Source organism: Pseudomonas edaphica, from assembly GCF_005863185.1.
Taxonomy (GTDB): Bacteria; Pseudomonadota; Gammaproteobacteria; order Pseudomonadales; family Pseudomonadaceae; genus Aquipseudomonas; species Aquipseudomonas edaphica.
In genome coordinates this window covers 1-1,420 of sequence record NZ_VBVZ01000965.1, presented here as the reverse complement: position 1 = coordinate 1,420, position 1,420 = coordinate 1, and the positions used below count along the sequence as shown (strand labels likewise).

Genomic DNA, 1,420 nt, shown 5'->3' with positions numbered 1-1,420 from the left:
CCCGTTGGACTGCGAAGCAGTCCCATGCTCTTGAAGCAAAGAGCAAGGGCCGCTTCGCAGCCCAGCGGGAGCAAGCTCCCTCGCCACGGTTGCGGTGTTCTTTTTAAAGGCCAAACAGCCCTGCGCAAAGTTGACTCACAGGTTTACAATTGCCGCTCCTGATCAGGAGTATCCCTGTGCTGACTCATCTCGATTCCCAAGGTCGCGCCCACATGGTCGACGTCACTGACAAAGCCGTGACGTTCCGTGAAGCCGTGGCCGAAGCGCGGGTGCGCATGCTGCCCGACACCTTGAAAATGATTGTCGACGGCGCCCACCCCAAGGGCGACGTGTTTGCCGTGGCCCGCATCGCCGGGATCCAGGCGGCGAAAAAAACCAGCGACCTGATCCCGTTGTGCCATCCGCTGATGCTGACCGGCGTCAAGGTCGAACTGCGCGCCGACGGTGTGGACGCCGTGCATATCCTCGCGCGCTGCAAACTCAGCGGCCAGACCGGCGTGGAGATGGAAGCGCTCACCGCCGCCAGTGTCGCCGCGCTGACGATCTACGACATGTGCAAGGCGGTGGATCGCGGCATGACCATCGAAAGTATTCGCCTGCTGGAAAAGCTTGGCGGCAAAAGCGGGCATTTCAAGGCGGACCAGGCATGAGCATCAACGTATTGTTTTTTGCGCGTTACGCCGAAGCGACAGGCTTCGATTCGCTGGAGATGGAAGGCGAGTTCGCTACCGTCGATGCGGTGCGACTGGCGTTGGCGGCAGACCCTGAGTTTGCGGTGCTCAACGAGAGCAGCCTGATGTGTGCGCGCAACGAGGAGCTGTGCAGCCTCGACGAACCGGTGCAGGCCGGTGATGAAGTGGCATTTTTCCCGCCCGTGACCGGAGGCTGAGCATGGCCATTCGCGTACAGGCCGAGGCATTTGACCCCGGCGCAGAGGTCAACGCCATGCACGCCGCCAATGTGGGCGTGGGCGCGGTGGTGAGTTTTGTCGGTTATGTACGCGACTTCAATGACGGTCGCGATGTGTCCGGGATGTTCCTGGAGCACTACCCCGGCATGACCGAAAAAGCCCTGGCCAAGATCACCGTGGAAGCCGGGCAGCGCTGGCCGTTGCTCAAGTTGGAAGTGCTGCACCGGATCGGCGCGTTGGAGCCGGGCGAGCCGATTGTGTTTGTTGCGGCGGCCAGCGCGCATCGCCAGGCAGCGTTTGATGCCTGTGCGTTTGTGATGGATTACTTGAAGACGCGGGCGCCGTTCTGGAAGAAGGAAAACACGCCTGAAGGCACGCGCTGGGTGGAAGGGCGGGGCAGTGATCACGCGGCGGCGGATCGCTGGAAGTGAGCATCTGCTGAAGATCGATGGAGATCCAAATGTGGGAGCTGGGCTTGTGTGGGAGCTGGCTTGCCTGCGATACAGGCAC

3 protein-coding genes are annotated in these 1,420 nt (G+C 61.5%); all 3 read left to right on the top strand.

Annotation, left to right across the window (positions count from 1 at the left end; all coding sequences use genetic code 11):
- The first annotated feature begins 176 nt into the window (after window positions 1-176).
- Genes moaC through moaE form a run of 3 tightly spaced genes read left to right on the top strand, consistent with a single transcriptional unit; the run spans window position 177 to window position 1,341 of the window.
- A complete protein-coding gene (moaC, locus tag FEM54_RS32525; protein ID WP_056858942.1) occupies window positions 177-650 on the top strand; it encodes a cyclic pyranopterin monophosphate synthase MoaC in 474 nt (157 codons plus the stop codon).
- Window positions 647-889, top strand: a complete 243-nt coding sequence (gene moaD / locus FEM54_RS32520) for a molybdopterin converting factor subunit 1 (protein ID WP_017135206.1) — start codon at window positions 647-649, stop codon at window positions 887-889. The genes moaC and moaD overlap by 4 nt, the downstream gene beginning before the upstream one ends.
- Window positions 890-891: 2 nt before the next feature.
- Window positions 892-1,341: a molybdopterin synthase catalytic subunit MoaE gene (gene moaE / locus FEM54_RS32515; protein WP_138454278.1), complete on the top strand. Its 450-nt coding sequence runs from the start codon at window positions 892-894 to the stop codon at window positions 1,339-1,341.
- Window positions 1,342-1,420 lie beyond the last annotated feature (79 nt).